The sequence below is a fragment of the Micromonospora sp. ATLC20 genome, assembly GCF_057196585.1.
Window position 1 is genome coordinate 1 of record NZ_JBXUOV010000063.1, and the last position, 21,975, is coordinate 21,975.

General features: G+C 74.3%; 24 protein-coding genes. 7 read left to right on the forward strand and 17 right to left on the reverse strand.

What is annotated here, in order from left to right; genetic code table 11:
* Positions 1–2 precede the first annotated feature (2 nt).
* Positions 3–599 (forward strand): TetR/AcrR family transcriptional regulator, encoded by a 597-nt coding sequence (locus tag AC2CHG_RS15445; RefSeq protein ID WP_484524984.1) that lies wholly within the window; start codon positions 3–5, stop codon positions 597–599.
* 16 nt (positions 600–615) lie between these two features.
* On the opposite strand, the gene AC2CHG_RS15450 is transcribed toward AC2CHG_RS15445, so the two are convergent.
* A complete protein-coding gene (locus tag AC2CHG_RS15450; protein ID WP_194801247.1) occupies positions 616–1,347 on the reverse strand; it encodes a DUF2470 domain-containing protein in 732 nt (243 codons plus the stop codon).
* Positions 1,348–1,414: 67 nt separating this feature from the next.
* Between AC2CHG_RS15450 and rpsD the strand changes: the two genes are divergently transcribed.
* Entirely contained in the window at positions 1,415–2,023 is a 609-nt protein-coding gene (gene rpsD / locus AC2CHG_RS15455) for a 30S ribosomal protein S4 (RefSeq protein ID WP_194801246.1), read from the forward strand.
* 41 nt (positions 2,024–2,064) lie between these two features.
* On the opposite strand, the gene AC2CHG_RS15460 is transcribed toward rpsD, so the two are convergent.
* Entirely contained in the window at positions 2,065–3,855 is a 1,791-nt protein-coding gene (locus AC2CHG_RS15460) for an ABC transporter ATP-binding protein (RefSeq protein WP_194801245.1), read from the reverse strand.
* Entirely contained in the window at positions 3,852–5,720 is a 1,869-nt protein-coding gene (locus tag AC2CHG_RS15465) for an ABC transporter ATP-binding protein (RefSeq protein ID WP_194801244.1), read from the reverse strand. The genes AC2CHG_RS15460 and AC2CHG_RS15465 overlap by 4 nt, the downstream gene beginning before the upstream one ends.
* Before the next feature lie 193 nt (positions 5,721–5,913).
* Between AC2CHG_RS15465 and AC2CHG_RS15470 the strand changes: the two genes are divergently transcribed.
* The 3 genes from AC2CHG_RS15470 (at position 5,914) to AC2CHG_RS15480 (ending at position 9,588) form a co-directional block, all read left to right on the forward strand.
* A complete protein-coding gene (locus AC2CHG_RS15470; protein WP_281599931.1) occupies positions 5,914–6,543 on the forward strand; it encodes a TIGR03085 family metal-binding protein in 630 nt (209 codons plus the stop codon).
* A gap of 128 nt (positions 6,544–6,671) precedes the next feature.
* Positions 6,672–7,622: a terpene synthase family protein gene (locus tag AC2CHG_RS15475; protein ID WP_194801242.1), complete on the forward strand. Its 951-nt coding sequence runs from the start codon at positions 6,672–6,674 to the stop codon at positions 7,620–7,622.
* 139 nt (positions 7,623–7,761) lie between these two features.
* Positions 7,762–9,588, forward strand: a complete 1,827-nt coding sequence (locus AC2CHG_RS15480; RefSeq protein ID WP_269697351.1) for an AMP-dependent synthetase/ligase — start codon at positions 7,762–7,764, stop codon at positions 9,586–9,588.
* A 63-nt stretch (positions 9,589–9,651) separates the two neighbouring features.
* Here the strand turns inward: AC2CHG_RS15480 and AC2CHG_RS15485 are convergent, their stop codons facing one another.
* Both AC2CHG_RS15485 and yczR read right to left on the reverse strand, forming a co-directional pair.
* On the reverse strand, positions 9,652–10,923 hold the full coding sequence (locus AC2CHG_RS15485) for a low temperature requirement protein A (protein ID WP_194801240.1): 1,272 nt from the start codon (positions 10,921–10,923) through the stop codon (positions 9,652–9,654).
* Between the two features lie 111 nt (positions 10,924–11,034).
* On the reverse strand, positions 11,035–12,486 hold the full coding sequence (gene yczR, locus AC2CHG_RS15490; protein ID WP_135241258.1) for a MocR-like transcription factor YczR: 1,452 nt from the start codon (positions 12,484–12,486) through the stop codon (positions 11,035–11,037).
* Between the two features lie 59 nt (positions 12,487–12,545).
* Between yczR and yczE the strand changes: the two genes are divergently transcribed.
* Positions 12,546–13,181, forward strand: a complete 636-nt coding sequence (gene yczE, locus AC2CHG_RS15495) for a membrane protein YczE (RefSeq protein ID WP_194801239.1) — start codon at positions 12,546–12,548, stop codon at positions 13,179–13,181.
* A 116-nt stretch (positions 13,182–13,297) separates the two neighbouring features.
* Entirely contained in the window at positions 13,298–13,759 is a 462-nt protein-coding gene (locus tag AC2CHG_RS15500; protein ID WP_269704919.1) for a hypothetical protein, read from the forward strand.
* Positions 13,760–13,767: 8 nt separating this feature from the next.
* Here the strand turns inward: AC2CHG_RS15500 and hisF are convergent, their stop codons facing one another.
* From hisF to hisD, 12 genes are all read right to left on the reverse strand, one after another.
* Positions 13,768–14,535 (reverse strand): imidazole glycerol phosphate synthase subunit HisF, encoded by a 768-nt coding sequence (gene hisF, locus AC2CHG_RS15505; protein ID WP_262014615.1) that lies wholly within the window; start codon positions 14,533–14,535, stop codon positions 13,768–13,770.
* Between the two features lie 86 nt (positions 14,536–14,621).
* The gene (locus AC2CHG_RS15510) at positions 14,622–15,623 is read right to left on the reverse strand and encodes an NADP-dependent oxidoreductase (protein WP_484524985.1); all 1,002 of its coding nucleotides are present in this window, start codon (positions 15,621–15,623) and stop codon (positions 14,622–14,624) included.
* Positions 15,620–16,045 carry an organic hydroperoxide resistance protein gene (locus tag AC2CHG_RS15515; protein ID WP_091045350.1) on the reverse strand — a complete coding sequence of 142 codons (426 nt, stop codon included), beginning with the start codon at positions 16,043–16,045 and terminating at the stop codon, positions 15,620–15,622. The genes AC2CHG_RS15510 and AC2CHG_RS15515 overlap by 4 nt, the downstream gene beginning before the upstream one ends.
* A 1-nt stretch (position 16,046) precedes the next feature.
* Positions 16,047–16,493: a MarR family winged helix-turn-helix transcriptional regulator gene (locus AC2CHG_RS15520; RefSeq protein WP_366622200.1), complete on the reverse strand. Its 447-nt coding sequence runs from the start codon at positions 16,491–16,493 to the stop codon at positions 16,047–16,049.
* An 83-nt stretch (positions 16,494–16,576) separates the two neighbouring features.
* On the reverse strand, positions 16,577–16,993 hold the full coding sequence (locus tag AC2CHG_RS15525) for a RidA family protein (RefSeq protein ID WP_366622202.1): 417 nt from the start codon (positions 16,991–16,993) through the stop codon (positions 16,577–16,579).
* On the reverse strand, positions 16,990–17,718 hold the full coding sequence (priA, locus tag AC2CHG_RS15530; RefSeq protein WP_018785235.1) for a bifunctional 1-(5-phosphoribosyl)-5-((5-phosphoribosylamino)methylideneamino)imidazole-4-carboxamide isomerase/phosphoribosylanthranilate isomerase PriA: 729 nt from the start codon (positions 17,716–17,718) through the stop codon (positions 16,990–16,992). The genes AC2CHG_RS15525 and priA overlap by 4 nt, the downstream gene beginning before the upstream one ends.
* A gap of 19 nt (positions 17,719–17,737) precedes the next feature.
* Positions 17,738–18,058, reverse strand: a complete 321-nt coding sequence (locus AC2CHG_RS15535) for a hypothetical protein (protein ID WP_366622204.1) — start codon at positions 18,056–18,058, stop codon at positions 17,738–17,740.
* A gap of 31 nt (positions 18,059–18,089) precedes the next feature.
* The gene (gene hisH / locus AC2CHG_RS15540; protein ID WP_366622206.1) at positions 18,090–18,710 is read right to left on the reverse strand and encodes an imidazole glycerol phosphate synthase subunit HisH; all 621 of its coding nucleotides are present in this window, start codon (positions 18,708–18,710) and stop codon (positions 18,090–18,092) included.
* Positions 18,710–18,877: a hypothetical protein gene (locus AC2CHG_RS15545; protein ID WP_167796924.1), complete on the reverse strand. Its 168-nt coding sequence runs from the start codon at positions 18,875–18,877 to the stop codon at positions 18,710–18,712. Before AC2CHG_RS15545 ends, hisH begins: the two co-directional genes overlap by 1 nt.
* Positions 18,877–19,488 carry an imidazoleglycerol-phosphate dehydratase HisB gene (hisB, locus tag AC2CHG_RS15550; RefSeq protein ID WP_366622208.1) on the reverse strand — a complete coding sequence of 204 codons (612 nt, stop codon included), beginning with the start codon at positions 19,486–19,488 and terminating at the stop codon, positions 18,877–18,879. The genes AC2CHG_RS15545 and hisB overlap by 1 nt, the downstream gene beginning before the upstream one ends.
* Positions 19,485–20,558 (reverse strand): histidinol-phosphate transaminase, encoded by a 1,074-nt coding sequence (locus AC2CHG_RS15555; protein ID WP_484524986.1) that lies wholly within the window; start codon positions 20,556–20,558, stop codon positions 19,485–19,487. The genes hisB and AC2CHG_RS15555 overlap by 4 nt, the downstream gene beginning before the upstream one ends.
* Positions 20,555–21,880, reverse strand: a complete 1,326-nt coding sequence (hisD, locus tag AC2CHG_RS15560; protein ID WP_366622212.1) for a histidinol dehydrogenase — start codon at positions 21,878–21,880, stop codon at positions 20,555–20,557. Before hisD ends, AC2CHG_RS15555 begins: the two co-directional genes overlap by 4 nt.
* Positions 21,881–21,975: the final 95 nt, after the last annotated feature.

Below are 21,975 nucleotides of genomic sequence, written 5' to 3' on the forward strand. Positions count from 1 at the left end.
GGGTGACCGCGCGGCGCACCGGGCGGCGGCCCGGCACCCCGGACACCCGCGAGGCGATCCTCGCCGCGGCCCGGCAGGCGTTCGCCGAGCGCGGGTTCGACGCCGCGTCCATCCGGGCCATCGCCGCGGCGGCCGGCGTGGACCCGGCGCTCGTGCACCACTACTTCGGCGGCAAGGAGGTGCTGTTCCGCGCCGCGACGGCGTTCCCGGCCGACCCGGGCCGGCTGCTGCCGGCGGTGCTCGCCGGCGGCCCGGACGCGGCCGGCGAGCGGATGGTCCGGGTGTTCCTGGAGGTCTGGGACTCCCCCACCGGCACCGCCGCGGTGGCGCTGCTGCGCTCGGCCGTCAGCAACGACTGGACCGCGCGCCTGCTGCGCGAGTTCCTGGTCACGCAGGTGCTGCGGCGGGTGCTCGACCAGCTCGACGTCGACCCGGCGCAGCGCGCGCTGCGCGGCGGGCTGGTCGCCACGCAGCTCGCCGGGCTGGCCATGATGCGGTACGTGCTCCGCCTCGACGCGGTCGCCACCGCCGAGCCGGCGACGCTGGTGGCGGCCATCGGTCCCACGGTCCAGCGGTACCTCACCGGCGACATCACCTGAGACGCCCACACCCGGCTCAGGCCGCCGCCCGGGGGCACAGCATCGGGTGCAGCAGGCGGGACAGCTCCGCCACGTCGGCGACCGGCCGGGGGAAGGCGAGCCGGGCCCGCCGGGTCGCGCCGGGCCGCCCGTGCGCGACCAGCAGGCCGTACCTGTCGATCCGGACCACCCGCGGCACCTGGTCGCCGGTCAGGTCCAGCCGCCGCCGCAGGTAGTCGCCGACCTGCTCGGCGTGGTGGTCGGCCAGGTCCGCGAGGAGGTCGGCCTCGACCGGGTGCAGCGGGTCCGGCTCGGCCTCCGCGTACGCCTCGGGGTCGACCCGGCGCACGCGCCCGGCGCGTTCCCAGCGGGCCTCGGCCACCTCGAAGCGGTGCAGGTGGAACCGGCTGCCCACGTCGAGCAGGTCGCCGGTCGGGTCGGTGGCGGCGAAGTCGACTGCCGCGTCGCGGGCCTCGTCGCCGTCCAGCCGCGTCGCCCAGCCGGAGACCCAGGCCCGGCCGAGCGAGGGCGCCCCGGCCGCGGGCGGCAGGTCGAGCACGTCGAGCACGGTGGCCACGTCGGCGTCGCCCGCCGGCGGCACGAGCGCCGCGGCGAGGTCACTGACCACGGGTACGAGCAGCAGCACCCGCCCGTCCGGGTCGACGGCGTGCCGGACCTGGTGCGGGCCGGGGTGCCGGGCCAGGTGGACGAGGGCGGGCAACCGGCCCGCGACAAGGGTTCGCACGATCTCCGCCGGGCTGGGCCGCATGATCCCGACCTCCTCAATATAGGTTAGGCTTACCTAAGAAGCAGGCTAGACGATCGGAGACGTCGACGTGAACCACCCCCGGCCCAAGGCACGGCTCTCCCGCGCCCTCGGCATCCCGCTGACCCGCAAGTGCGTGCGGTACTTCGAGCGGCGCCCCTATCCCCCGGGCGTGCACGGCCGGTCCCGCCGCACCACCTCCGACTACCAGGTGCGGCTGCTGGAGAAGCAGCGGCTGCGCCACCAGTACAACGTCAGCGAGGCCCAGCTGCGCCGCCTGTTCGACGAGGCCGCCCGGGGCGCCGGCAAGACCGGCGAGACACTCGTCGCGCTGCTGGAGCGCCGCCTCGACGCGGTGGTGCTGCGGGCCGGGCTGGCGCGCAGCGTCTACCAGGCCCGCCAGCTCGTCGCACACGGCCACATCACAGTGGACGGGCGCAAGGTCGACCGGCCGTCGTACCGGCTGCGGCCCGGCCAGGTGGTCGGCGTACGCGAGCGCAGCCGCACGCTGCCGCCGTTCCAGCTCGCCGCCGCCGGGGCGCACGCCGACGCGCAGCCGCGGCCGTACCTGTCGGCGCAGCCGGCCGAGCTGCGCGCCACGCTGGTACGCGAACCGGCCCGGCACGAGGTGCCGGTGGTCTGCGACGAGCAGCTGGTGGTGGAGTTCTACTCGCGCTGACCGGTCACCGGGTCTGCTCCAACCCTGGTGGACCCGCAAGATCAGCGGGTCTGTTCCAACCAGGAGGCGTACAGCAGGGCGTACACCGAGTCGGCGTCGCGGACCAGCTCGTCGTGCGGGCCGCGCTGCACGATCCGGCCCCGGTCCACCACGATCACCTCGTCCGCCGCCTGCGCGGTGGACAGCCGGTGCGCGATGGCGAGCGTGGTCCGGCCCCGGGTCACCGCGTCCAGGGTCCGTTGCAGGCGGACCTCGGTGGCCGGGTCGACAGCGCTCGTCGCCTCGTCCAGCACCAGCAGGTCCGGGTCCGCGACGTACGCCCGGGCCAGCGCCACGAGCTGCCGCTCGCCGACGCTCAGCGCCTCCCCGCGCTCACCGACCGGCGTGTCCAGCCCGGACGGCAGCCCGTCCAGCCAGTCGGAGAGGCCCAGCTCGGCGAAGGCGGCGGTGAGCCGCTCGTCGGTCAGGTCGGGGCGGGCGAAGCGGACGTTCTCCCCGACCGTGGCTTCGAACAGGAAGCCGTCCTGCGGCACCATCACCACCCGGGAGCGCAGCGAGTCGAAGCGCACCTGCCGCAGGTCGACGCCGGAGAGCAGTACCGCGCCCTCGGTCGGGTCCATCAGCCGGGTGAGCAGCTTGGCGAACGTGGTCTTGCCGCTTCCGGTCTCGCCCACCACCGCCACCCGGCTCTTCGCCGGGATGTCCAGCGTCACGTCGTGCAGCACCGGCGGCCCGCCCGGATAGGCGAACGTCACGCCGGCGAACCGGGCGTCCAGCGGCCCGGACGGCAGCTCCCGGCCCTGCTCGCCCGGGTCGGCCACGTCCGGGGAGACGTCCAGCACGTCCAGCACCCGGCGCCAGCCGGCGATCGCGTTCTGCGCCTCGTTGAGCACCTCGGTGGCGATCTGCACCGGCTGGATGAACAGCGTGACCAGGAACAGGAACGCGGTGAGCTGGCCGATCGACAGCGTGCCGTCGACACCCAGGCTGACCCCGACCACCACCACGCCGGCCAGCGCCAGCCCGGCTGCCAGCTCCCCCACCGAGCTGCCCATGATGCTGATCCGGATGGCCCGCTGCTGGGCCACCCGCTGCCCGTCGATGGCCGTGTCCAGCCGCCGCGCGGTGCGCCCGGCGATGCCGTACGCCCGGATCACCGGCGCGCCCACCACGCTCTCGCCGATCGCGCCGAGCAGCGTGCCGGTGCGCTGCCGCACCAGCCCGTACGCCCCGGCGAGGCGGCGCTGCAACTGCCGGATCACCAGCACCGCGGGTGCGAACGCGACGAGCACCACGAGCGTCAACTGCCAGGAGTACGCGAGCATCACCGCTGTGGTCACCAGCAACTGGCCCAGGTTGACGATCAGGATCACGCCGCCCCACTGCAGGAACTGGGTGATCTGGTCGACGTCGCTGGTCACCCGGGAGACGAGCGAGCCGCGCCGCTCGGACTGCTGGTGCAGCATGGACAGGTCGTGCACGTGCCGGAACGCCCGGGTGCGCACCCCGGCCAGCGCGGTCTCGCTGACCGTGAACAGGCGGCGCATCATCAGGTAGCCGCAGGCGGTGGTGACCACCAGCACCCCGGCGGTGATCGCCACGGTGAGCGAGATGACGTTCAGGTCGAGCCCGCCGACGATGCCGTGGTCGATGCCGCGCTGCACCGCCACCGGCACGGCGACCCGGCCGATCATGTAGACCAGTGCCAGCGCCAGCGTGCCGGCGAGGCCGGTGCGCAACTCCGGGGAGAGCGCCAGCCCGCGCCGCAGCGTCTGCCAGGTCGACTCGGTGGTCTCTGTGGTCCCGGTGCTCTCCCCCGTGGCCGTACTCACCGCTCCACCTCCAGGCCGGAGGCCAGCGGCGTGACCTCGTCGTACGTCTGCTTCTGCTCGCGTTCCTGCTCGGCCTGCTCGTACGCGGTGACCAGGTCGGCGTAGCCGGGCACGGTGGTCAGCAGCTCGGTGTGGGTGCCGCGGGCCACCACCCGGCCCTGCTCCACGTAGATCACCTCGTCGGCGAGCGCGATGGTGGCCCGGCGGTACGCCACCACCAGGATCGACGCCGGGGCACCGCCGTCGGTGGGCGCGCGCAGCCCGGCCAGGATGGCCGCCTCGACCCGCGGGTCGACGGCGCTGGTGGCGTCGTCGAGCACCAGCAGCCGGGGCCGCCCGGCGAGCGCCCGGGCCAGCGTGAGCCGCTGGCGCTGACCGCCGGACAGCGACGTGCCCCGCTCGCCGACCATCGTGTCCAGCCCGTCCGGCAGCGCGGCCACGAACCCGTCCGCCTCGGCGAGCCGCAGCGCCGCCCACACCTCGTCGTCGCCGATGCCGGCCCGGTCGAGCGCGATGTTGGCCCGGACCGTGTCGTCGAAGACGAACGGCACCTGCGCCACCAGCGCCACGTTGCCGGCGAGCGAGGCGGCGGTCAGCTCCCGCACGTCCACGCCGTCCAGCGTGACCCGCCCGGCGCCCGGGTCGACCAGGCGCACGGCGAGCGACGCGATCGTCGACTTGCCCGCGCCGGTGGGGCCGACCAGCGCGACCGTCTTCCCGGCGGGCACGGTGAACGTCACCTCGCCGAGCACCTTGGCACCGGGCAGGTGTGCCTCGGCCGGCTCGTACGCGAAGTGCACGTCGTCGAAGCCGAGCGTGGCCGGCTCGCGGGTGGCCGGGTCGAGCGTCGTGGTGCCGTACGGCATCTCACCTGTCGCGTCGAGCACCCGGCGGACCCGGTCCCAGCCGGCGACGCTGCGCGGCAGTTCGGCCAGCACCCAGCCGATGGCGCGTACCGGGAAGGCCAGCACGGTGAACAGGAACGCGACGCTGACCAGCTCGGTCACGCTGATCGCGCCCTGCCGCAGCCGGATCGCGCCGACCACCAGCACGGCGAGCGTGCCGAGGCTGGGCAGCGTCTCCAGCATCGGGTCGAACACGCCGCGCAGCCGGCCGACCGAGATCAGCGCGTCGCGCAGTTCACCGGCGCGGGACGCGAAGCGGGCTGTCTCCTGGGCCTCGCGGCCCATCGTCTTGACCACCAGCGCGCCGTCGAAGCTCTCGTGCGCGATGCCGCTGACCTCGGCCCGCAGCCGCTGCGCCCGGGCCTGCCGGGGCGCCATCCGGCGGGAGTAGACGACGTTGAGCGCGAACAGCGCGGGGAACACCGCGAGGCCGACCAGGGCCAGCGCCCAGTCGGTGAAGAACAGCGAGGCCACCGCGCCGACGAGCATCACCAGCGTGCCGACCGCGAACGGCAGTGGGGCGATCGGGTACCAGGCCGCCTCCACGTCGGAGTTGGCGTTCGACAGCAGCGTGCCGGTGGAGTTGCGGTGGTGCCAGGAAAGCGGCAGGTCCAGGTAGCGGCGGGTGACCCGGCGGCGGTAGGCGGCCTGGAGCCGGTACTGCATGTATCCGGCGCCGAGCCGGCGGCCGAAGATGCCGACCACCCGCAGCACGCTGATGCCGAACAGCGCCGCCGCGGCGAGCGCCAGCGCCCCGCCGGCCACCTCGCCGCGCTCCACGGCCGGCACGACCACGTCGCCGACCACCGCGCCGACCACGTACGCGCTCGCGATCACCAGGAGGCCGAACAGCACGCTGCCGCTGACCGCGACCGCGAAGATCCGTGGCTGTTCCCGGATGGCCCGGCCGAGCACCCGCAGCCCTCTGCCGAGGACGTCCCGACTTGTCCCGCTCGCCACGCTCTCCCCCGCCGTAAGCCGCAGTTTTCTCCCCCATCCTTACCGCTCGGCGCCGACTCCGCCGACCCGGCCGGGATATGTCCGCCGTCACGTTCCCACCGGAGCTGCGCGGACGACGGCCGGGACCGATCCGGCGGCCGGATCCCGCCGGGCGTGGCGCGCCGATCGGCCGGGACCGGCCTACGATCGGGCCATGCCGCGGTACGCCCGAGCGGAGCGCGAGGCGCTCGCCGACCTGATGCTGGAACTGGGACCGGACGCACCGACTGTGAACGAGGGGTGGTCGACCCGTGACCTGGCGGCGCACCTGCTGGTGCGGGAGCGCCGGCCGGACGCGGCGGGCGGGATCCTGCTGCCGCCGTTGCGCGGCTACGGCGAGTCGGTCCGTAAGCGGGTCGCCGCCGGGCCGTACGCCGACCTGATCGCCCGGGTGCGCCGTCCCCCGGCGTGGAGCCCGGTGAGCAACCCGCTCACCGACGAACTGGCGAACGGGATGGAGTTCTTCATCCACCACGAGGACGTGCGGCGCGCCCGCCCGGGCTGGCACCCGCGTGACCTGCCGGCCGGGCAGCAGGCGGTGCTGTGGAAGCGGGTGTCCCTGCTGGCCCGGATGGCGCTGCGGCGGTTCCCGGCCGAGGTGCTGGTGCAGGCGCCGGGGTACGGCGAACTGCGGGCCGGCGCCGGCGGCGAACGGCTGCGGCTGGTCGGTGCGCCGGGCGAGCTGGTGCTGTTCCTCACCGGACGGCAGCGGGTGGCCCGGGTCCAGGTGGACGGTCCGGCCGACCGCGCCGAGCGCCTGCGCACCGCCGAGCTGGGTCTGTGACCGAGGACGGGTAGCCACTCGCTCGCCGACAGTGGAAAGTGGACACCCGGACTTCGATAACGGTTACGAACTCCCGTACGCTCCTGCGCACCGGCCCGACCCCGCGGGGCGGCGGACAGGGGACGACGATGCGCGACTTCGCCCTCTCGGCACTGCACGAGCCGCCCTTTCCCTCCCGGCGCCACCCCGCCGTCGACGTGGCGGCCGCGGAGAGCGCCGCCTGGGTACGAGACTTCGGCCTGGTGAAGGACCAGGCCGGGCGCCGGCGCCTGGAGGGCGCGCACGCCGCGGAGCTGGCCGCACGCGCCTGCCCCGAGGCGTCGCCGTCCGGGCTGCGGATGCTCACCGACCTGATCAACTGGCTGTTCGTGGTGGACGACGCCTGCGACGACGACGGGCTCGGCGCGACGCCCACGCTGCTGGCGCCCACGCTGGCCGCGCTGCTGGCGGTGCTCGACCGGCACGGCGACCCGGAGGCGCCCGCACCCACCGAGGGCGGTCCGATCGCCCTCGCGCTGCACGACCTGTGCCGCCGGGCCCGCGACCGGGGCCGCCCGGCTCACCTGCTGCGCCTGGTCAGCCAGTTGCGGGAGTACCTGCTGGCGCTGCTCTGGGAGGCCGCCAACCGGGAGCGCCACCGGGTGCCGGGGGTGGCCGAGTACACGCAGATGCGCCGCCACACCGGCGGCGTGCGCCCCAGCTTCACGGTGACCGACCTGGCCCGCCCGTCCGCGCCCCGGGCCGACCAGCGGGTCGCGCCGGCGCTCACCGCGCTGGACGCGCTGGCCACGGACCTGGTCTGCTGGTGCAACGACCTGTTCTCCTACGGCAAGGAGCGGGGCGCCGCCCCGGAGGCGCACAACCTGGTCACCACGATCGCGGGCGAGACCGGTCGGGACGAGACGGCGGCGCTGTACGCGGCGGCGGACCGGTTCAACACGGCCCTCGCCACGTACGCGGAGCGGGACGCGGCGCTGAGCGCGGTGGCCGACGAGGGGATGCGGGTCTTCCTGGACACCCGCCGGGACTGGATCCGGGCCACCTACGACTGGTCCCGCGCGGCCGGCCGGTACGCCTGACCGGTTCCAGCAGGGCGGGACCGCCGGCGACTCGGCCGATCGGGGCTAGCCGCTGGCCGGGTGCACGCAATACCCTTCGGTAACCGCAGACCGGCGTGACCCCCGTCACGTCCCTCCACCCCTGAAGGCGGCTACAGCGATGGCTCTCGATGTACCGTACCGTTCCGTACCCGACATGTTCCTCAAGCGCGTGGCGGACTCCCCCGACCGGCACGCCTTCGCCCACCCCGCACCCGACGACTCGGGCCCGGTCTGGCTGACGTGGGAGCAGGTCGGGCAGCGCGCCAAGGCGATCGCCGCCGGGCTGCACGGGCTCGGTGTCGGCCTGGAGAACCCGGTGGCGATCCTGGCCAACACGCGCCTGGACTGGGTGCTCGCCGACTTCGGCATCATGTGCGCCGGTGGTGCCACCACCACCGTCTACCCCACCACCGAGCCCGAGGACGCGGTCTACATCATCGCCGACTCCGGCTCGAAGGTGCTGTTCGCGGAGAACCCGGCCCAGGCGGCGAAGATCGCCGGGGCGGACCTGCCCGCGCTGACCCACGTCGTGCTCTTCGACGGCACGCCCGACCCGGCGGCGGCCGTCCCGCAGCTCACCCTGGCCGAGCTGGAGGAACGCGGCGCCGCCGCGCTGAGCGCCGAGCCGGACCTGATCGACATGCTCGTCGCCGGCATCGGCCCGGACCACCTGGCCACGCTGATCTACACCTCGGGGACCACCGGCCGCCCGAAGGGCGTGGAGCTGCTGCACGGCGGCTGGTGCTGGGAGGGCGTGGCGCAGGCCGAGCTGGGCCTGCTGCGCGTCGACGACCTGCAGTACCTGTGGCTGCCGCTGTCGCACTCGTTCGGCAAGACGCTGCTCTGCGGCGCCACCCACGTCGGCCTGCCCACGTACGTCGACGGCCGGGTGGACAAGCTCGTCGACCTGCTCGGCGTGGTGCAGCCGACGCTCATGTGCGGCGCACCCCGGGTCTTCGAGAAGGTCTACAACAAGGCGGTCACCACCGCGCAGGGCGCGGGCGGGGCCAAGGCCAAGATCTTCGCCTGGGGCGTCGGGGTCGGCAAGGAGAAGGTCGCGCTGGAGCAGGCCGGCAAGCCGGTCCCGGCCGGGCTGCGGATGAAGTACGCGCTGGCCGAGAAGCTCGTGTTCAGCAAGCTCCAGGCCCGGCTCGGCGGCCGGATGCGGGTGCTGGTCTCCGGCGCGGCGCCGCTGAGCAAGGAGATCGCCACCTTCTTCGCCGCCGCCAACCTGCCCATCTCCGAGGGCTACGGCCTGACCGAGACCAGCGCCGGCGCGTTCGTGAACCCGCCCGACGGGCTGAAGATCGGCAGCGTGGGCCGGGCCATGGGCGACCTGGAGTGCCGGATCGACACCGACGGTGAGGTCCTGCTGCGCGGCAAGCCGGTCATGCGCGGCTACCACAACCTGCCCGAGGAGACCGCCGCGGCGTTCACCGAGGACGGCTTCTTCCGCACCGGTGACATCGGCACGCTCGACGCCGACGGCTACCTGCGCATCACCGACCGGAAGAAGGACCTGGTCAAGACGTCCGGCGGCAAGTACGTGGCGCCGTCGCACATCGAGGGCATGTTCAAGGCGGTGTGCCCGTACACCTCGCAGGCGGTGGTGATCGGGCAGGCGCGCAACTACTGCACCATGCTCGTCACGCTGGACCCGGACGCGATCAAGGGCTGGGCCGCCGGCACCCCGTTGGAGGGCAGCGACTACACCACGATCGTCACCTCGCCGCAGGCGCGGGAGATGGTCGAGGGGTACGTGGCCGAGCTGAACGCCAAGCTCAACCGCTGGGAGACGATCAAGAAGGTGGCCATCCTCCCCCGTGACCTGACCATCGAGGACGGCGAGGTCACGCCGTCGCTGAAGATCAAGCGCCGCAGCGTGGAGACGAACTTCGCCTCCGAGATCGACAAGATGTACGAGGGCACGCTCGCCGAGCTGTGACCCGCACCGCCGTACGGTCGCGCCGGCCGTGCCCCACCGTCCCGGGGCACGGCCGCGTGCCGTTCACAGATGCTGCTGCCGCCAGTGGCTCTGCTCGGCCTCGGCGGCGATCTGCTCCTCCAGCGCGAGCTGGCGTACCCGGCGCCGGTGGCCGTCCTCGGAGCGCGTCTCCCAGGCGACACCGGCGCCGGTGATCACCGCGAGCACGCCGAGCGCGATCAGCTCCGGGACACGGAAGACGAACGGGCCGACGACCGCCAGCGCCACCACAGTGAGCAGCAGCGGCCGGTGCACCTCGCGCAGCGCGAGCCACCAGCACCCGGCGAGGCTGAGCAGGTGCAACGCCACCCCGCCGAACAGGATCGCGCCCCAGAAGTCGCCCAGCGGCAGTCCCCAGGAAGGCGTGTTCGGGTCGGCGGCCTCGGCCAGCAGGTCCTTGAGGCCGAGCGCGTAGAGGATGATTCCGGCCACCATCGGCAGGTGCATGAACGTGTACACGTCGCGCGTCATCCGGACCCGGGTGGCCTCGTCACGGGCGTGGTGCAGCGCCTGCTCCATCGCGAAGGCGAGCGTGTCGAAGTAGGCCCACCACAGCGCCGCGACGACCACGATGCCGAGCAGCGCCGACACCGCCACCGGCCCGGTCAGCGGCAGCCCGTGCTTCGGACCGAAGCCGAGCGCGATGATCGACTCACCGAGCGCGACCAGCACGATCAGCGCGTGCCGTTCGGCCCAGTGCCCGGCGGAGACCACCACCCACCACTGGCGGGCGAGCGTCACGCCGCCGATGTACTCGACGAGCAGCGCCAGCGTCCAGAGCGCCAGTTGCAACGGGATCGCGAACCGCTCCTGCGGCAGCCGCGTCGGCACGGTTCCGGCGATCACCAGCAGCACCGTGGCGGCGGCCGGGAACGCGGCGCGCAGCAGCAGCCGGCGGTGCCGGACCGGGTCGGCCCGGTCCACCCAGCCGAAGACGGTGAGCTGGGCCATCCGGATCACGAAGTAGCAGCCGGCGAAGACCAGCGGGCCGGGCAACCCGCCGGGGAGGTCCTCGAACGCGCTGGGCTCGCTGAGCACCAGCAGGAACGTCGCCGCCACGGTGACGAAGCCGACCAGCGGCAGCACGCCCTGGTCGGCGCGGAAGAAGTTGCCCATCCGGGCGAAGCCGGTCCACGACCACCAGAGCAGCGCCAGCACCAGCAGGAAGCGGTAGAGGTTGGCCGGCGTGAGCTCCGAGGCGGTGAGCGTGGTGACGTTCAGGAACGCGAAGACGAAGACCAGATCGTAGAAGAGCTCCAGCCGGGTGGTGCGGGATCCCGGGGCGGCGGACCGCACGCTCCACGACCGCCGGACTCCCCTCCCGTTCCCCACCCGGGCAGTCTGCGGGCACGGGCCGTCCCGCAGCCGCCGTTCGGCCCATTCACCACCGGAACGGGCACCGCCCGCTCAGGCGATGACGCTCGGCTCCCGCCACTGCGGCCGGCTGGTCCGGTCCAGGTCGTAGCGGACCGCCGCGAGTCGGCCCACCGCCTCCACCAGCTCGTCGGCGGGCAGCGTGAAGGGCAGCCGCAGGAAACGCTCCAGCGTCCCGTCCAGGCCGAACCGGGGTCCGGGCGCCAGCCGTACGCCGACCTCCTCGGCCGCCCGGGCCAGCGCGCTGGAGATCGGCCCGTCCAGCTCGGCCCAGAGCGTGACGCCGCCGCTCGGCACCCGTACCCGCCAGTCGGGCAGCCGGTCGGCGAGCGCCGCGACCAGGGCGTCCCGCTGGGCGACGAGCTGGGCCCGGCGGGCGGCCACGATGGCCGGCGCCTCGGTGAGCAGGTGCACGGCGACGAGCTGGTCGAGCACCGGGCTGGCCATGTCCACCCCGACCCGGGCCGCGGCCAGCCGCTGGACCTGGGGCGCGGAGGCGCGGACCCAGCCGATCCGCAGCCCGCCCCAGTAGGGCTTGCTCATGCCGCCGATGCTGATCACCCGGGAGTGCCTGTCGAAGACGGCCACCGGCGGCGGCAGCGTGGTGTCGTCCAGCGGCAGGTCGACGAAGGACTCGTCGACCACCAGGTCGGTGCCGGCCGCGTGGGCCGTGCCGACCAGCCGCTCGCGCAGGTCGGCGGCCATCAGGTGGCCGGTCGGGTTCTGGAACTCGGGGATCACGTACGCGAGCTTCGGCCGGGTCTGCCGGAGGCTGCCGAGCAGCAGTTCGGCGTCCCAGCCCTCGTCGGACAGGCCGTGGGTGGCGATCCGGGCCCGGCGGGCGGACAGCGCGGCCAGCGCGTTGGGGTAGGTGGGCGACTCGACGAGCACGCCGCCGCCGGGCGACAGGGCCAGCCGCAGCACCAGGTCCAGCGCGTGCTGGGTGCCGCTGGTGACCATGATCTGCTCCGGGCTGGTGGGCAGTCCCCGGTCGGTGTACGCGCGGGCCACCGCCTCGCGTAGCTCGATGATGCCGGTCGGGTGGTAGCCGGCGCCGCCGAGGTAGCGGGGCAGGTCCTCGGCCGCGGCCCGGGCGGCCGGGACGAGCTGCGGGGGCGCGGACAGCGCGGCCACGCCGAGGTCGATCATGTCGCGGTCGTCCAGCGGCGTCCACAGCCCGGTGCTGGCCACCCGGTGCCCGCCGGGCAGCATGGTCCAGCTTCCCGCTCCCCGGCGGCTGGCCAGGTGGCCGCTCTCCCGCAGTTCCCGGTACGCGGCGGTGACTGTGGTCCGGCTGATCCGCAGCGCTTCGGCCAGTTCCCGCTCGGCCGGCAGGCGTACCCCGAGTGGGAGCCGCCCGTCGGCGAGCAAGCCGCGGACGGCGCCGGCGAGCGCGGCGTAGTCGGGGCTGCGCCGGCGGCCCGGCAGGGCGTGCCACTGGCCGAGGAGCCGCGCCAATTGGACACCGCGCACCTGACTGGTCATAGCCACACCCCCGAAATTGGCACGCTTGAGGTCCACGATTGGCCCCTAGGGTGGCATGCATGGCACAGCTTGGCAATCTCCGGCACCGGCCGGCGCGACGGCTCACCCAGCTCTACGCCGGGCTGGTCCTCTACGGCGTGAGCATGGCGCTGATGATCCGCTCGGAGCTGGGGCTGGACCCGTGGGACGTGTTCCACCAGGGGCTGGCCCGGCAGACCGGCCTGTCCTTCGGGACCGTCACCATCGCCGTCGGCGCCCTCGTACTGCTGCTCTGGATCCCGCTGCGGCAGCGGCCCGGCCTCGGCACGGTCAGCAACGTCGTGGTGATCGGACTGGTCGTCGACGCCACCCTGGCCGTGCTGCCGCCCGGGGAGGACATGCCGGTCCGGGTCGCGCTGCTCGTCGCCGGGATCGTCGCCAACGGGGCCGCCACCGGCCTCTACCTGGGCGCCGGGCTCGGCCCCGGCCCACGCGACGGGCTGATGACCGGCTTCGTCGCCCGCCACCCCCGATTCTCGGTCCGGCTGGTCCGCACCGTCATCGAGGTCACCGTGCTGGCGCTCGGCTGGCTGCTCGGCGGCACCGTCGGCCTCGGCACCGTGGCGTACGCGCTGACCATCGGCCCGCTGGCCCAGTTCTTCATCCCGGTCTTCGCGCTGCCCGCAAGGCCGGCGGCCGGTGCCTACGCTACGTGAGCGCAGTCGGGCCGACCGCCACGGACCGGTTCGATCCGCAACGCGCTGAGCTGCGACGACGCACAACAGGGAAACCAGGTGTTTCCTCCGCCGTCGCGGCCGGGCATCATTCCTGCATGGGGGAGAACGGATGGCGTTGGAGCGACGCCTGGATCTTCGTCGCGCTTGTCATCGCCAGTGGCGCCGGCCGGCACCGGCGGGCCGCCGCCACACGTCGCCCCGAAGGCGTACGGCTGGCCGACGTCCTCTCCACCGCCGACCACCTCAACCAGGCCATCCCGGAACGGCACGAGGTGGAGGGCGCGGTCCGGCGGCTGGTCGGGGCGGGCCTGGTCAGCGTCGCCGACGGCTGGTTCCGGGTCACCCCGGACGGTGAGCGGCTCTGGCGCACCCGGCCCAGCGCCGGGCTCGGCACCACAGTGGACACGGTGCAGGGCGTGCTGACCCGGCGGCACCCGCCCGCCGAGTCCGAGTGGCAGCTCGCAGAGGACGACCACGCCGCCGCCGTGCAGGAGTACGTGGTCCGGTCGATCCCGATGCCGCGCCGCTCCCCCGAGGGGCACTCCGGCCGGCCGTGAGCGCCGGCTCAGCGCACCGGGTGCCCGGCGCCGCGCAGCGCGTCCTTGACCTCGCCGACCGTCAGTTCGCCGAAGTGGAAGACGCTCGCCGCGAGCACCGCGTCCGCCCCGGCGCCGACGGCCGGCGGGAAGTGGGCCACAGCGCCCGCGCCGCCGCTGGCGATCACCGGCACGTCGACCACCTCGCGGACCGCCTGGATCAGCGGCAGGTCGAACCCGGCCTTGGTGCCGTCGGCGTCCATCGAGTTGAGCAGGATCTCGCCCGCGCCCAGCTCGGCGCCGCGCGCCGCCCACTCGACCGCGTCCAGCCCGGTGCCCCGCCGGCCGCCGTGCGTGGTCACCTCGAAGCCGCTCGAGGTCGTGCCGTCCGGGGCGCGGCGCACGTCGAGCGAGAGCACCAGGACCTGCCGGCCGAACCGGTCGGCGATCTCGGCGATCAGCTCCGGCCGGGCGATGGCGGCGGTGTTCACGCCGACCTTGTCCGCCCCGGCGCGCAGCAGCGTGTCGACGTCGGCGACCCGGCGGACGCCGCCGCCGACGGTGAGCGGGATGAAGACCGACTCGGCGGTGCGCCGCACCACGTCGAGCATGGTGCCCCGGTCGCTGGACGAGGCGGTGACGTCGAGGAAGGTCAGCTCGTCCGCGCCGGCCCGGTCGTACGCCGCCGCCAGCTCCACCGGGTCGCCGGCGTCGCGCAGGTCGAGGAAGTTGACCCCCTTGACCACGCGCCCGGCGTCCACGTCCAGACACGGGATGACCCGTACCGCCACCGTCATGCCCCGAGCCTAACGAACGCGCGGGCGGTGGTGACCCGCCGGTGAGGCCGGTCACCACCGCCCGCTGTGGTGCGCGTTCGCGCCGGTCAGAGACGGACCAGCATCTTGCCGAGGTTCTCGCCGCGCAGCAGGCCGAGGAACGCCTCCGGGGCCTGCTCGATGCCGTCGACGATCGTCTCGTCGTACGACAGCCGGCCCTCGCGCAGCCAGCCCGCCACCTCCTGCACGAACTGCTCCCGCAGGTGACCGTGGTCACCGACGAGGAAGCCGCGCAGCGTCAGCCGCTTGCCGATCACCAGCGCCAGGTTGCGCGGCGCGGCGGGCGGCTCGGTGGCGTTGTACTGCGCGATCATGCCGCAGATGGCGGCCCGGCCGTGCAGGTTCATCGCCCCGATCGCGGCCTCCAGGTGGTCACCGCCGACGTTGTCGAAGTACACGTCGACGCCGTCCGGGGCGGCGGCCTTGAGCTGCTTGGACACCGGGCCGTCGTGGTAGTCGAAGGCGGCGTCGAAGCCCAGCGCGGTGAGCCGTTCCACCTTCGCCGCGGAACCGGCGCTGCCGATCACCCGGCCGGCACCGCGCAGCTTCGCGATCTGGCCGACCATGCTGCCCACCGCGCCGGCCGCGCCGGAGACGAACACCGTCTCCCCCGGCTTCATCGCCGCCACGTCCAGCAACCCGGCGTACGCGGTCAGCCCGGTCATGCCGAGCACGCCCAGGTACGCGGTGACCGGCGCCAGGCCGGGATCGACCTTGCGTACGCCCTTGGCGTCCACCAGCGCGTACTCGCGCCAGCCGAGCCCGTGCAGCACGGTGTCGCCGGGCTTGACGCCACCGGCCTCGCCGGCCACGACCTCACCGATCGCGCCGCCGTCCAGCGGGGCGTCGAGCGCGAACGGCGGCACGTACGACTTGACGTCGTTCATCCGCCCGCGCATGTACGGGTCGACGGACATGAACCGGTTGCGGACCACCACCTGTCCCGGGCCCGGGGTCGGCACCTCGGTGGTGACCAGCCGGAAGTTCTCCGGCGTCGGCCAGCCCTGCGGCCGGGACGCCAGATGGATCTCCCGGTTCGTCCCGCTCATCGGGCCTCGCGGACCGTGCGGGTCACCTCGACGTTGCCACGGGTCGCGTTCGAGTAGGGGCAGACCTGGTGGGCCGCGTCGACGAGCTGCTCGGCGGCCGCGCGCTCGACCGCGGGCAGGTCCACCACGAGCGTCACAGCCAGGCCGTAACCGCCGCTGCCGTTCGGGCCGATGCCCACCTCGGCCTCGACGACGGAGCCGGAGACGTCCGCCTTGGCCTGGCGGGCCACCACGCGCAGCGCGGAGTGGAAGCAGGCCGCGTAGCCGGCCGCGAAAAGCTGCTCCGGGTTGGCCGCGCCGCCGGCGCCACCCATCTCCTTCGGTACGGCGAGGTCCAGCTCGACCGTGCCGTCGGAGGTCCGGACGTGACCGTCGCGGCCGTCGCCGGTGGCGCGGGCGGAGGCGGTGTAGAGCACCTGCATGTCACTGCTCCTTCTGTCGGTGGATCGTCTCGGTGACCCGGGTGAGGATGCCGTGGAGGAAGACCAGTTCGTCCTCGGAGAGCCCGGTGGCGGTGGCCACCCGGCGCGGCACGTCACCCATCCGCTCCCGCATCGCCCGGCCCCGGTCGGTGAGGCCCACCTCGACCCGGCGCTCATCCGCCGCCGATCGGGTACGCACCACCAGGCCGGCCGCCTCCAGCCGCTTGAGCAGCGGGGAGAGCGTGCCGGAGTCGAGCCGGAGCGCGGCGCCGAGCTCGGAGACCGTGGGGGCGTCGTCGTCGCGCTCCCAGAGCACCAGCAGCACCAGGTACTGCGGGTAGGTCAGGCCGTGCTCGTCGAGGATGGGCCGGTAGACGTCGGTCAGGGCGCGCGACGCCGCGTAGAGCGCGAAGCACACCTGCCGGCGCAGTACCAGATCATCGGTCACGCCCAGAACGGTAGCTCGCAATTAAGTTGTGCACAACTTATCGGGCCGTGGAGCGGTGCGGCGCCGGTCACCCGGGGCACCGGTCAGCGCTCCGGGAGGTACGCCTCCAACTCGACCTCGACCAGGAGATCCGGGTCGATCAGCCCGGCCACCACCACCATCGTGGCGACCGGACGCACCGGGCCGAACACCGCGTTGTGCGCCCGGCCCACCTCGTCGGCGAAGATCCGGTCCGTCACGTACATCCGGGTCCGCACCACGTCCCCCGGCCCGGCGCCGACCTCGGCCAGCGCGTCCAGGCCGATCCGGATCGCCTGCGCGGTCTGCGCCGCCGCGTCACCGGCGTGCGCCACCCGGCCGTCCACCGTGGAGGTGCAGCCGGCGGTGATCGCCAGCGAACCGGCCCGGACCACCCGCGAGTAGCCGTACAGCGCCTCCCACGGGCCGCCCGAGCCGAGCCGGGTCACCACCCCGGCGTCGGCGGGCGGCTCGGCCGTCACGCGCCGGCCCGCAGCGTCGCCAGCGCCTCGGCGACGGTGAACGCGCCCGCGTAGAGCGCCTTGCCGGCGATCACGCCCTCCACCCCCACCGGCTCCAGCGTGGCCAGCGCCCGCAGGTCGTCAAGCGTGGACACGCCGCCGGAGGCGATCACCGGGGCGTCGGTGCGGGCGCACACCTCGCGCAGCAGGTCCAGGTTCGGCCCGCGCATGGTGCCGTCCTTGGTGATGTCGGTGACCACGTACCGCGCCGCGCCTGCGGCGTCGAGCCGGGCCAGCACCTCGTACAGGTCACCGCCGTCGCGGGTCCAGCCACGCGCCGACAGGGTACGGCCGCGCACGTCCAGCCCGATCGCCACCCGGTCGCCGTACTCGCCGCAGATCCGGTCGCACCACTGCGGGTCCTCCAGCGCGGCGGTGCCGATGTTGACCCGGGCCGCCCCGGTGCCGAGCGCCGCCCGCAGCGACTCGTCGTCACGGATGCCGCCGGACAGTTCCACCTTCACGTCCAGCTTGCCGACCACCTCGGCGAGCAGCGCGGCGTTGGAGCCCCGCCCGAACGCGGCGTCCAGGTCGACCAGGTGGATCCACTCCGCGCCGTCGGACTGCCAGGCCAGGGCCGCGTCCAGCGGGTCGCCGTACGCGGTCTCGCTACCGGCGGCGCCCTGCACGAGCCGGACGGCCTGGCCGTCGGCGACGTCCACGGCGGGCAACAGGGTGAGGCTCAACGCTTCTCTCCTCGGATCCTCAACGACGGTCCAGCGCGATCACCACGATCGCGGGCAGGACCAGCAACAACAACACGACCAGCACCAGCCGCAGCGCGAGGTCGTCCACCAGAGCCCAGATGGCGACCACCGCCACCGCGGTGAGCACCAGGATCGTCGCCCGCTCGCGGCGCGTGTGCCGACGCAGCCGGCCGGTACGCCCCCGCCGCAGCGACGGCGTCAACCGGCGTACCAGGGAACGACGCCGTTCCCGGCGTGCCACCCGGCGGGCACGGGCGGCGCGCGCCCGCTCCTGCTCGGCCTCGCGCGCCGCGCGACGGCGGGCCCGCTCCTTGCTCACGCGGACGCCCGCGTGCCCGGCAGCGGGCCGGTCACAGCGTGCCGAGCCAGTTGCGCAGCAACGCGGCACCGGCGTCGGCGGACTTCTCCGGGTGGAACTGCGCCGCCGAGAGCGGCCCTCGCTCCACCGCCGCGACGAAGTCCGCGCCGTGGTGCGCGGTGGTCACCGTGGCGCCCGCCTCGGCCAGCGCCGCCGGGTCGGTCACCCCGTAGGAGTGGACGAAGTAGAACCGGGTGCCCTCGGGCAGCCCGGCGAACAGCGTCGAGCCGACCGGCGGGTGCACGGTGTTCCAGCCCATGTGCGGCAGCCGCCGCGCGGGCAGGCGGGTCACCCCGCCGGGCAGCAGCCCGAGCCCCTTGGTGACCACGCCGTGCTCCTCGCCGTGCCCGAAGAGGATCTGCATGCCGACGCAGATGCCCAGCACCGGCCGCCCGGCGGCGACCCGGTCGGCGATGACCGGCCCGGCGCCCAGCGCCTCGATCCCGGCCATGCACGCGGCGAACGCGCCCACGCCCGGCACCACCAGGCCGTCGGCCGACGCGGCGGCCTCCAGGTCGTCGGTGACCGTCACGTCGGCGCCGGCCCGCGCCACCGCGCGCTCGGCCGACCGCAGGTTGCCCGAGCCGTAGTCGAGCACCACCACCCGTGCCATCAGCTCTCCCCCGGCAGCAGCCAGAGCACGCCGGCGGCGGTCGCCAGCAGGGCCAGCAGGCCGGTGATCACCACGGCCGCGCGGGGCGCGCCCTGCTTGAGCAGCGACCACGTCCCGCCGACCAGCAGGCCGGCCACGATCAACAGAAGAGTGGGCAGCACCTTCATTAGAGAGCACCCTTCGTGGACGGCACCACGCCCGCGTTACGCGGATCGATCGCGGTGGCCTCGCGCAACGCGCGGGAGACGGCCTTGAACTGCGCCTCGACCACGTGGTGGGCGTCCGGGTGACCGCCGGGCCGGGCCGCGCGCAGCACGTCCACGTGCAGCGTGATCCGGGCCGACTGACCGAACGACTCCCAGATGTGCCGGGTCATGCTCGTCGGGTAGACCGGCCCGATGTACGGGGCCAGCGCCGGCTCGTCGTGCACCACGTACGGGCGGCCGGACAGGTCGACGGCGGCCCGGACCAGCACCTCGTCCATCGGGACGGTGGCCGAGCCGTACCGCCGGATGCCGGCCTTGTCGCCCAGCGCCCGGTCGAACGCGGTGCCCAGCGCGAGCGCCGTGTCCTCCATCGTGTGGTGCGCGTCGATCTCCAGGTCGCCGACGGTGTGCACGGTCAGGTCGAAGCCGCCGTGCCGGGCGATCTGGTTGAGCATGTGGTCGTAGAAGCCGACACCGGTCTCGATGTCGGCCTTGCCGGTGCCGTCGAGGTCGATCTCGACGAGCACCTTCGTCTCGTTTGTGACCCGCTCGATCCGGGCGATCCGGCTCATGAAACTGTCTCCATCGCGGTGAGGAAGGCGTCGGTCTCGGTCGGGGTTCCGGCGGTGACGCGCAGCCAGCCGGGCAGGCCGACGTCGCGCACCAGCACGCCGGCATCGAGCAGGGTACGCCAGGCCACCGCCTGGTCCCCCTCGACGGCGAACAGCACGAAGTTGGCGTCGCTGTCGGCCACCCGGTGGCCCCGGGCGCGCAGCTCGGCGACGATCCGATCCCGCTGCCGCATGATCGCGGCCACGGTGCCGAGCAGGGCGTCCCGGTGCGCCAGCGCCGCGCGGGCGGCGGCCTGGGTGAGCGCGGACAGGTGGTACGGCAGCCGGACCAGCTGCACCGCGTCCACCACCGCCGGGTCGGCGGCCAGGTAGCCGAGCCGGCCGCCGGCGAACCCGAACGCCTTGCTCATGGTGCGGGTCACCACCAGCCGCGGGTGGCCGGGCAGCACCGCCAGCGCGCTCACCGTGCCGGGCCGGGCGAACTCGGCGTACGCCTCGTCCACGACCACCATGCCGGGTGCCTCGTCCAGCACGGCGGCGACCACCGCCGGGTCGAGCGCGGTGCCGGTCGGGTTGTTCGGCGAGCAGAGGAACACCACGTCCGGCCGGTGCTCGCGGACCTGGGCCGCCGCCTCGCCGGCGGTGAGCCCGAAGTCCTCGCCGCGGCGGGCGGGCACCCACCGGGTGCCGGTGCCGAGCGCCAGCAGCGGGTGCATCGAGTACGCCGGGGTGAAGCCGAGCGCGGTGCGCCCGGGACCGCCGAACGCCTGGAGCAGTTGCTGCTGGATCTCGTTGGAGCCGTTCGCCGCCCACACGTGGTCGGCGGTGAGCCCGTGCCCGAGGTACGCGGCCAGGTCGGCGCGCAGCGCCGTCGCGTCCCGGTCCGGGTAGCGGTTGAGGTCGCGCAGCTCGGCGGCGACCGCCTTGCCGATCGCCTCCACCACCGGCTCGGGCACCGGGTAGGAGTTCTCGTTGGTGTTCAGCCGCACCGGCACGTCGAGCTGCGGCGCCCCGTACGGCGTCCGTCCGCGCAGGTCGTCGCGGATCGGCAGGTCGTCGAGCGTGGTCACGACGCGCCGCCCTCGCCGAACCGGACGCTGACCGCCTGGCCGTGCGCGGGCAGGTCCTCCACGGTCGCCAGGGTGACCACGTGCGGCGCCACCTCGCGCAGCGCGTCCCGCGTGTATTCGACCAGGTGCACGCCGCGCAGGAACGACTGCACGGACAGCCCGGAGGAGTGCCGCGCGCAGCCGCCGGTGGGCAGCACGTGGTTGGAGCCCGCGCAGTAGTCGCCGAGCGACACCGGCGACCAGGCGCCCACGAACACCGCCCCGGCGTTGCGGACCCGCAGCGCCCACTCGCGGGCGTTCTCGGTCTGGATCTCCAGGTGCTCGGCCGCGTACGCGTCGACCACCCGCAGGCCCGCCTCCAGGTCGTCGACGAGGACCACGCCGCTCTGCTCGCCGCGCAGCGCGGTGCCGATCCGCTCGGCGTGCTTGGCCGCCGGCGCCTGCCGGGCAAGCTCCGCGTCGACCGCGTCGGCCAGCGCGGTGGACGGGGTGACGAGCACGCTCGCGGCGAGCGGGTCGTGCTCGGCCTGGCTGATCAGGTCGGCGGCGACGTGCGCCGGGTCGGCGGTGTCGTCGGCCAGGATCGCGATCTCGGTCGGGCCGGCCTCGGCGTCGATGCCGACCACGCCGCGCAGCAGCCGCTTCGCGGCGGTGACCCAGATGTTGCCCGGGCCGGTGATCATGTCGACCGGCTCGCAGCGCTCGTCGCCGGCCGGGTCGACACCCGCGCCGTACGCGAGCATGGCGACCGCCTGGGCGCCGCCGACCGCGTACACCTCGTCCACGCCGAGCAGCGCGCAGGCCGCCAGGACCCGGCGGTCCGGCAGGCCGTCGTTGTCCTTCTGCGGCGGGCTCACCACCACCAGCGAGCGCACCCCGGCCGCCTGGGCCGGGACCACGTTCATCACCACCGTCGACGGGTACATGGCCAGGCCGCCGGGGACGTACAGACCGACCCGGTCGACCGGCACCCACCGCTCGGTCACCGTGCCACCCGGCACCACAGTCGTGGTGTGGTCGGTACGCCGCTGGTCGGCGTGGACCTTGCGGGCCCGGGTGATCGACTCCAGCAGCGCGGCGCGGACCTGCGGGTCCAGCTCGTCCTCGGCGGCGCGGATCGTCTCGACCGGCACCCGCAGCCGCTCCGGCGAGACGCCGTCGAACCGTTCGCTCGCCTCCCGGATCGCCGGGTACCCATGGTCCCGGACCGCCTCCACGAGCGGGCGGATCCGCTCGACCGCCACGGAGACGTCGAGCTGGGCACGGGGCAGCAGGCGGCGCGGGTCACGGGTCCCGCCGCGCAGGTCGATCCGATTCAGCACGCCTGCGAGTCTAGGCCGCCGCCGGTGTCACCGGCCGGGCCCGCCCGCACGCCGGGACGGTGAGCCGGGACACGCGCGGGCGGGCGGGTTGGCGA